General features: G+C 39.1%; 6 protein-coding genes. All 6 read right to left on the bottom strand.

All coding sequences use genetic code 11. The features are described 5' to 3' along the window. Positions 1 to 353: 353 nt before the first annotated feature. The 6 genes from Q8M62_RS11270 to Q8M62_RS11245 all read right to left on the bottom strand — a co-directional run bounded on the left by Q8M62_RS11270 (position 354) and on the right by Q8M62_RS11245 (position 8,559). Positions 354 to 902 carry a hypothetical protein gene (locus tag Q8M62_RS11270; RefSeq protein WP_305668140.1) on the bottom strand — a complete coding sequence of 183 codons (549 nt, stop codon included), beginning with the start codon at positions 900 to 902 and terminating at the stop codon, positions 354 to 356. Continuing rightward, a complete protein-coding gene (locus Q8M62_RS11265) occupies positions 899 to 3,991 on the bottom strand; it encodes an efflux RND transporter permease subunit (protein WP_305668139.1) in 3,093 nt (1,030 codons plus the stop codon). The genes Q8M62_RS11270 and Q8M62_RS11265 overlap by 4 nt, the downstream gene beginning before the upstream one ends. Before the next feature lie 5 nt (positions 3,992 to 3,996). Further along, positions 3,997 to 5,064: an efflux RND transporter periplasmic adaptor subunit gene (locus tag Q8M62_RS11260; RefSeq protein ID WP_305668138.1), complete on the bottom strand. Its 1,068-nt coding sequence runs from the start codon at positions 5,062 to 5,064 to the stop codon at positions 3,997 to 3,999. Between the two features lie 63 nt (positions 5,065 to 5,127). Beyond that, positions 5,128 to 6,432, bottom strand: coding sequence for a TolC family protein (locus tag Q8M62_RS11255; RefSeq protein ID WP_305668137.1), 1,305 nt, complete (start codon positions 6,430 to 6,432; stop codon positions 5,128 to 5,130). A gap of 73 nt (positions 6,433 to 6,505) precedes the next feature. Continuing rightward, positions 6,506 to 7,876: a HAMP domain-containing sensor histidine kinase gene (locus Q8M62_RS11250; RefSeq protein WP_305668136.1), complete on the bottom strand. Its 1,371-nt coding sequence runs from the start codon at positions 7,874 to 7,876 to the stop codon at positions 6,506 to 6,508. Continuing rightward, positions 7,873 to 8,559: a response regulator transcription factor gene (locus Q8M62_RS11245; RefSeq protein ID WP_305668135.1), complete on the bottom strand. Its 687-nt coding sequence runs from the start codon at positions 8,557 to 8,559 to the stop codon at positions 7,873 to 7,875. The genes Q8M62_RS11250 and Q8M62_RS11245 overlap by 4 nt, the downstream gene beginning before the upstream one ends. Positions 8,560 to 9,122: the final 563 nt, after the last annotated feature.

Below are 9,122 nucleotides of genomic sequence, written 5' to 3'. Positions count from 1 at the left end.
CCTCAAAACCCGTCCGACTGGGTCATCCGGGCGGGCGCAACCTACAATCCAGTGAACCGCCGTATACGAGACCCGTACGTACGGTGGTGTGAGAGGCGCACCTCGTCAACTTAACGGTTGGCGAGGCCGTCTACTCGATTGTAAGCTGGCCTTCTGTCTGTTTGTCGTTGAGTAGTTGTCTCCATTTTGCTGTCAGCCAAGATAAATATTATTCTCTTTAGTCACTTAAAATGTGGGTAAGGGAAAATTTAAAATGATTTTGTTTCGGGTGGTAAGGTGTAAGCTATTTTGCAAACTTTGGTCTGCGGGCAGGCTTGTGGCGGTTTGCAAATGTGCTTACACCTGTGCGTGGATTATTCCTCAAAAAGCCTGTTTAACAAATAACATTCTTTCTTCTCATCCCAAATCAGCCAATCCTTTTTCTTAGACGATTTTATTTTTTGTAACAGGTCTGTATTGTCAGCATAAGCAATCGTTAGGTTTTTTCGAGATAAACGATGAACAGTGTCATTAAGTGTTTTGCTGAAATGATACGATACACTTGTCGGGGAATAGATAATGTAAATTATCAGTCCTTTGTCACACAAAACCTTGTAATGATTATTTCCGAAAGTACGGATTAAACGCCCTTTGTGGTCGGTATAGCCCCAAATGTCTGAGCGTTTGTATATAATGGTCGTATCAGGTGTTTTCAGCTCAGGGTCTTTGTATTTAAAAAATCCTTTGGGCCATAAGGAATAGTTTTTTTGATACGGCTTAAAGCTGTTGATTGGCTTACCATTTACAAAATCATTGTAGGTTAGATAAATTCCTGCTGAATCGTTTGGTATCGAATAATTTGGTTGTGCAGACAGGTTACATATTATTCCCAAGATAAAAATAAACAAAAGCAGCTTTTTCATTTCTTATGTTCCGTTTTTCGATAAGCCAAATAGAAAACCTGCGGTAATACGGTTAGTGAGAGTATCATACAAATCAGCAAGCCGCCTACAATCATTATCGCTAAGGGCTTTTGTATTTCCGAACCCATTCCTGTTGAAAGTGCGGCAGGCAGCAAGCCCATTGAACCCATTAAGGCTATCATTACTATCGGGCGAATACGGCTGTGTACTCCGTTGGAAATGGCTTCGTGCAAAGACATTCTTCGCATATTTTCTTTCATTACAGCAATCAGGATAATGCCGTTAATGGTGTTTACACCAAACAAAATAATAAACCCGATACCTGCTGAAATACCGAAAATGGTTTGCGTAGCCCAAAGCGAAATAAAACCACCGATGAAAGCATAAGGAATGGTGCTTGCTGCAATCAAAGTATCTTTAACCGTTCCGAAGTTGAAATACAACAGGAATAAAATCAGCAACAAAACGGCAGGAACTATAACCGCCAATTGTTTACTTGCTCTTTCCTTACTTTCAAATTCTCCCGCCCAAATCATTTTGTTGGCTTTGGGCAGCTTCACTTCTTTGTCCACTTTGGCTTTGGCTTCTGCAATAGTACTTCCCAAATCCCGCCCTTCAATGCTAAAACCAACGGCTATGTAACGACTGCTGCCTTCCCGATAAATAAAGGTCGGACCGGTTATAAAATTAATATCTGCGATTTCACGCAAAGGGATTTTTTTATCACTCATTGTCGGGATAAGAATTTCCCCGATTTTTTGTTGGTTGTCCCGATATTCTTTTTGAAAGCGGATACGCACATCAAACATCCTTTCATTTTCATAGAAAGTAGTAGCTGCTCGTCCGCCAATAGCCATTTCTATAACAGCTTGTGCATCAGCCATTGCTACTCCGTATTTTCCCATTCGCTTTTCATCCAGTTTGATGCGTAATTCGGGCAAACCGATGTTTCGATACACATTCAGGTCTTCTATTCCTTTTACATCTTTAATGCTGTTGGCAACTTGGTCGGCATATTTTTCTAATTCAAAAAGGTCGTCTCCGAAAATTTTTACCACCAGCGAACTTTTTACTCCTGCCACATATTCCTCTACATTGTCCTGAATGGGCTGGCTGAAACCAAATACAATTCCCGGATAGGACTGCAATACCTGTCGCATTTCTTCAGTCAATTCTTTTTTGCTGATGCTTCGTTTCCATTCTTTTTCAGGATACAACTGAATGTGAAACTCAATATTGAAAAATCCGGTCGGGTCTGTGCCGTCATTGGGTCGTCCTACCTGATTTAATACGAATTTCACTTCTTCAAATTCACGCAATTTGGCTTTCATTTCTTTTGCCAGGCGTTGCGATTCCTCAATATTCACACTGTTGGGTAAAGTCGCACGAACATACAATGCGCCTTCATTCAGTTTGGGGATAAATTCAGAACCGTAAAAAAGAAAGCTGACCGTGCAAACAGATAAAATTGCTGCGAAACCGAATACCGTAATTTTCCTCCATCGGTTGCTCCACAAAAAGAGTTTGAACAGATTGTTTCTAAAAAAACGAGATATGATATTTTCTTTCTCAACAATATTTTTTGTGAGCAAAACTTTGCACAAGGCGGGAACGTAAGTAATGCTTAAAATCAAAGAGCCTAACAAGGCATAGCCTAATGTAAATGCCAGTGGCGAAAACATTTTTCCTTCTACTTTCTGAAAAGAAAAAATCGGCAGCAATGCGACAATCAAAATGATTTGGGCAAAAACGATATAAGTAGCAACGCTTCCTGCACTCTTTTTAATCAGTCCCATTTTGCCGATACGGTTGAATTTTTCCATACCCAAATGGTGGGCTTTTCTTTCCATTGCCACAAACACCGTTTCCACGATTACCAATGTGCCTTCAAGCAATAGCCCGAAATCTATAGCCCCCATTGAAATCAAGTTGGCAGGCAAGCCCTGTATTCGCAGCATTACAATGGCAAACAGGAAAGAAAGCGGAATAACGGAAGCCACAATAACCGTAGTTCGCCAATTAAACAGAAAAATGAAAACAATAACGGAAACCAAAAGTATGCCCTCAACGATATTCTTAGTAACTGTATTTACTGTTGCATCTACCAATTCTGTTCTGTCAATAAAAGGTTCAATCTTTACATCTTTCGGTAAGATGCGTTCGTTCAGGTCGGTAATTTTTTCTTTCAGTCGGGCAATTACTTCACCCGGATTTTCACCCCGAAGCATTACCACAATGCCCTGTACCAAATCTTCTTCATCTTGCAAACCGACTACACCCAATCGTGGTTTTGCAGACACCTTTACTTCGGCTACGTGCTTTACCAAAATGGGGGTTGTCCCTCTTACTTCAATCAAGATGTTTTCAATCTCCTCAATGCTTTCGAGCAAGCCCACGCCACGCACCACATACGCCTGACTGCCTCTTTCAATCACATCACCACCTACATTGATATTGCTTTTTGATACGGCTTCAAACACTTCCAATGGCGACAAATCATAATTCGCCAATTCGGTAGGATTGATTTTTATTTCATAGATTTTTTCTTCTCCGCCAAAACTCACTACATCTGCCACTCCGGATACAGATACCAATTCCCGCTCAATCACCCAATCGTGAATAGCTGTCAGTTCTTTAATAGGTCTGTCACTTTTCAGCACATAGCGGAATATCTCGCCTGTTGCTCCATAAGGCGGTTCAATTCCTGCATCAGCACCATCAGGCAAGTTGACACTTTGCAGGCGGTTTGCGGCATACTGCTGTGCGTAAAAATCTTCTACATCATCTTCAAAAATTACCGTAACTACCGACAAACCAAAAAGCGAAATAGAACGCACCTCTGCCTTTTTAGGAATGGTGTTCATCTCTTTCATAATCGGAAGCGTAACAAACTTCTCTACTTCTTCCGCACTCCGTCCCGACCATTGCGTAATAATTCTTGCACGGGTATTGGTTACATCGGGAAAGGCTTCAATAGGTGTATTGATATAACTTATTATTCCTACAACAACCAATAAAGCTGTGAGAAAGAAAACAATGATTGAGTTCTTCAATGAAAAGGCTACTATTCCCTGAACAAATTTTTGCATCGCTGTTAGTTTTGGAAGTTTTTGATTTGTTCGTAAATAAGTAGCTGATTTTTGGAAATAATTTTTTCATTCTCATTCACTCCGCCTGAAAGGAAAGAACTCTCGCTATTCTTAGTAAGAATTTCAATTTGCCTTATTTCTATATCACAATCACCTTTATACACCACCACATAATTTTGATTGTTGTCAAAAACGATTACGGATTCGGGAATACTCAATGCTTCTGTGTTGCCCTGCTTTAAAGCGGTAACATCCACCAACATTCCGGGCTTTAGCTTAAAATCCGTATTCTGTAAAATAACCCTTGCCTTTAATACTTTGGCTTCCGCATCCAATACCTGCGAAATGGCAGCAACCTTGCCTGTAAATATTTTATCAGGATAGGAAAGTGTTTTGATGTTTACTTCCATTCCCGTTTCAATATGCTGAACATTATTTGCGTAAATATTAACCATAACCCACACTTCACTCAGGTCTGAAACGGTAAACAACGCTTCGCTGCCTGCCGAAATTTGTGTTCCTGCTGCAATTGATTTTGAAGTAATAATACCTGTTGCAGGGGCTTTGATTTGAAAAATGCCTTTTTCGGGGCTTGCACTGAATAAATTCAGGTTAGCGTTTATCCTTTCCTTTTCCGCTTTCAAAATATCCAGTTCACTTTGTGCTTCCGTCAATTCTTTTTGAGATGAAATGCCGTCATTGTACATTGACTGAACGGATTGCAGTTTTTTCTCGCCTACTTTTATCTGTGCATCAATGGTTTTGGATTGCGATTGCAGTTCGGATAATTCCGTGCTTCTCAATTCTGCCAATACCTGACCTTTGGTAACTTTGTCGCCCAACGAAAAATAAGTATTGGAAATAATACCACCCACAAGGCTTACAAAATGAATGACCTTATCGGGATTGGTTTCTACCGAACCTGTAAGATGAATGCCTTCCGTAACGGATTTTATTTCAGGCAGCACCCATTCAATTTTTGATTTGAAGTTTTCGTCCAAACAGTATTTTTCATTGCCTGCATTGTTTTTTTCTTCTTCCGAACTGCTGCAACTGCTGAAAAATACTGCCATTATCAGGCAGCTAATCAGGCTTAATTTTATTGAGGTATTATTCATCTTTTATTGTTCAAATTTTTAGTTCGCTACATCTTTGCCAATGGAATAATTCAATTCCTCTACTTTTTCGTTTACGTCTTTCCCTGCTTCAAGAATTATTTTTTTATTCTCTAAATAGGCGTCTAAAAAGTCGAGGTATTCCAACAGACTTATGTTCCGGTTGGTGAAATTTTTAGTGTAGGCATTCAATAACTCATCTAACGTTTTTTCATAATCAGTCTCTATGCTTTCAAAAAACTGAATGGAAGCAACAAGATTTTGATACGCCAGAGCGATTTCATTTTCTACGTTTAATATTTTTTGGTCGTACAAAATTTTTGACTGTTCAATGCCTATTTGGGCAAATTTGATGTTCCCCTGATTTCGATTAAATATGGGCAAGTCCATTGCCACACCAAAGCCCACGAAGTTGTACATAAAGTTCCCACCACGGTCGTAACCGCCCGATAAGGTAAGATTGGGCACTCGCTGTGCTTTTTCGTAAGCATATAAATTGCTGAAATAGCGTTGCTCCAATTGTGCAATTTTCAAATCAGGTCTTACTGTTTTGGCAGTGTCAAGTAGTGCTGTTAAGGTTAGCAGCTTCAATGGTTCTGTGTTTTTCAGGTAATCATCTTCCATTAAAACCAACTGTACGTTGGAAGGCAATCGCATCAATAATTTTAATTCCTTTTGTGCTTCGTTTATTTCCTTATTCAGTTCGTTGATGTTTTTGGAAAACTCCAGTTCAAGGGCTTTAAGGCGTATGTATTCACCTTTGGGAATGTTGCCTTCTTCTACCTGCTTTTGATATGCCTGTGTAAGCTGCTTTACCGAATTGATTTGGCTTTGGTAAACATTCCTGCTGAATTGCAGGTATTGCAGATTGGTAAGGTGATTGCGAAATTCTATTTTCAGGTTTCGCAGCAAATCTTCAAAATACTGTTTGGATTTATCAACCGTAACCTGTTCGAGAGCAACTAATTTCTTTCTTTTTCCTGCTGTTAAGATGAGTTGCTCAATAGAAAAGCTGATTTGCTGATTACGCCCGAAATTTCCTCCATTGAAGCCTTGTAATTCGTCACCAAAAACATTCAATTGTTTTGGCGTTGCCCAAAGATTTACCTCATCAATGGAAACAACAGGATTAGACCAAAGCTTGGCTTGCAAAACAAGGGCTTCCGCTTTGGGAACTTCCAATCTTTCAGCAATTAGCAATAAATTTTCTTTGAGAAAAATGGCTTCGCATTGCTGACGGCTTAGTTTCAGCGTATCCTGACCCTTTGCCGTGAATGAAAATAAAAGTATGATGATTGCGACTGTTCCCTGCTTCTTAATGCCCATTTATGCTTTACACTTATTATTGAGTGCAAAGGTCATTCGGCTAACCTTAAAAAGACCTTAAAGCGGATAAAATTTAGCTTAAAGGAAAACTAAGCTCAAAAACATTTAGATTTTCGGCAGGATTGGAATAAGTAATTGTTCCCGAATGAATGGCAATGATTTTTTGGGTAAGCACCAAACCCAATCCGAAGCCTGATTTCCCCTGGCTGTTTTCTCCTCTGAAAAAATGATTGAACAGGTATTTTTCTTCGGATTGAGAAACAGGCTTGCCCGAATTAAAAAACTTAACTTTCAATACATTGTTTGCAGAGCAATCAATGTTTATTTGGGCTTTTGGATTATTACTGTATGTAATACAATTGGTCAACAAATTTTGAAATGCCTGTCGGATAAGCATTTTGTTGACATTCAATATAAGATTGCCTTCACTTATTTTATCGGGAATGTAATTGACTTCAAAATAAAAATCAGGGTAAATGCTGTTCAGTTCTTCAATAAGGTCAAACAGGACTTCATCAATTCTTACAAGCTGTTTTTGAATAGGTTGACCTGATTCAATTTTAGCAATTTCAAGCAATACATTAATGATTTCCCCAAGCGATTTGGCTTTGATAATCTGGCTTTCAATCAGGTTATTTTTTCTTTCCGTTTCATCAGTCATTCTCGCTTTTTCAAGTTCGGAAACCAATATGGTAACAGGTGTTTTCAGTTCGTGGGAAATATGTTGTATGGCGTGCTTTTGAAATGAAAATGCCTCATTGGTTCGTTTAATCAACTGATTGAATTTTTCTGTCAGGTAATTCAACTCAAATGAAGATGTTTTAACATCAAGCTCACCGGCATTGCTGTTGCTTATATCGTAGCTGTTTAATTTTTCTGCAAGTAGTGTAATCGGCTTTGAAATCCTTGCCGATAAATAATAGGCAATCACTAAAACAATCAGCGAAATAATAACGGAAATGGCAAGTAAAGTATTTCGCAGGAAATCGAGCTTAGAATATCCGAACTCGTCAAACGCCTTGCTGATTGCATAAAAATGGTTGTTCTCATTTTCAATGTATATGCCTACAATATCGTATTTATCTTGTTTGGTTTCAATCCATTGTTTTGAAGGTGATAAATCATTTAAAATTTGTTCGTAATTGTTGATTGGTAAATCATCTACACTTTTATAAACCAAATTTTTATGCTTATCGAAAATCAGCATTTTTTCATCATAAAAATCGTGTATAGTGTGCTTGTCCATAATAGCACTCAGGTTTTCGCTAAGTTCTTTGTATTCGGCAATCAACCCGATGGTATATTTTATTTTCTCTTTTTGCCGTTGCTGAAACTCTTCTTCACGGGATTCTGAAAAAAGCAGATAGATGATAACAGATGATATTACGGTAAGCGAAATTACCGTTGTTGAAAAGTAAAGCAGTATTTTGTTTCTGATTTTCATCTTACATCAAGGTAGTAGCCGTATCCTACTTTTGTCTTTATCGTGTTCTTGCCAAAGGGTTTATCCAATTTGTTTCGTAGAAAATTGACATATACTTCAATAGTATTGGTATTCGCATCAAACGAGCTTCCCCAAATCTCTTTGATTAAATCGGCTTTTGAAATAATCTCACCTTTGTTTTCCATTAGCTTAAATAAAATCTGGTATTCTCTTGGTGTCAGGGTAATTTCCGTACCTTGCCTGAACACCTTTTTTTGAGCATCGTTTAGCGTAATATCATCAACAATTAAAATGGAATTATTTGCGGTTGCTGAACTGTTAAATTTGTGCCGCTTGATAAGTGCGTTTACTCTCATAATCAGTTCACGCATATAAAACGGTTTTGTCAGATAATCATCTGCACCACAATCAAATCCCTGTACTTTGTCCTCCAATTCCCCGAATGCCGTTAGCATAATTACAGGTGTAATCGTATTGTGTTGCCTGAAATCTTTACAAAGGTCAAAACCATTCTTGCCGGGCAGGTTAATGTCCATAATGATACAGTCAAATGTGTCTTTCCTCAACATTCGTTCTGCCAAAAGACCGTCATAGCACACTTCTACGTTTAGTGCTTCTCCCTTTAACGCTTCACTGATGTTTTGGCTTAAAGTATGGTCGTCTTCTATAAGGAATACTTTCATTGATGCAAAGTTAGCATTCGTATTAGATTATCTGTTTATTGAGCGTTGGCAAAAAATGGCTCTTTTGGTTTTGCGAAGGGTTGGTTTGTGTGTCGAGCAAAACCAAATGTGCCATTGCGGGCGGGCTAAAATTGGTTTTAAAAAATGTGCGGCAGGAAAAAAATAAAAAACATTGGGTCGGAAATGAGTGTCGGCTTACTCGTTGTCCGTTTGTAATATGGTCTGTATATCTTTGGTTACCTGTCAAATGGTTTACTTTTTCGGTGTCTGTCTGCTGTGTCGCTGTCTTTCTACACTTGCTGCCAACGGTTTGCGGCTTTGCGTTCGGGCGGGTTTCGGAGCACAAAACTGTCAACCTGCACGAAACTTGAATAGAACCACAATGCTCCAAGTTCGCACGTCAGCCCGCCTGACGCAAAACCGCTGTGTGTGCCCAGCATGGGCATCTGGTATCGAAGATATCAAAATATTCCAGAGGGTGAAAGTCCCTTATGTGCGGGGGTAACGCCCTGAAGCATTAGCAAGTCGCAAGGTGGTTTGTCGTAAGGCATGCACTGAAGGAA

Source organism: Algoriphagus sp. (assembly GCF_030694375.1).
Classification (GTDB): Bacteria; Bacteroidota; Bacteroidia; order Cytophagales; family Cyclobacteriaceae; genus Algoriphagus.
Note: the sequence above shows the minus strand (reverse complement) of the source record. Positions and strands in the feature narration are given on the sequence as shown.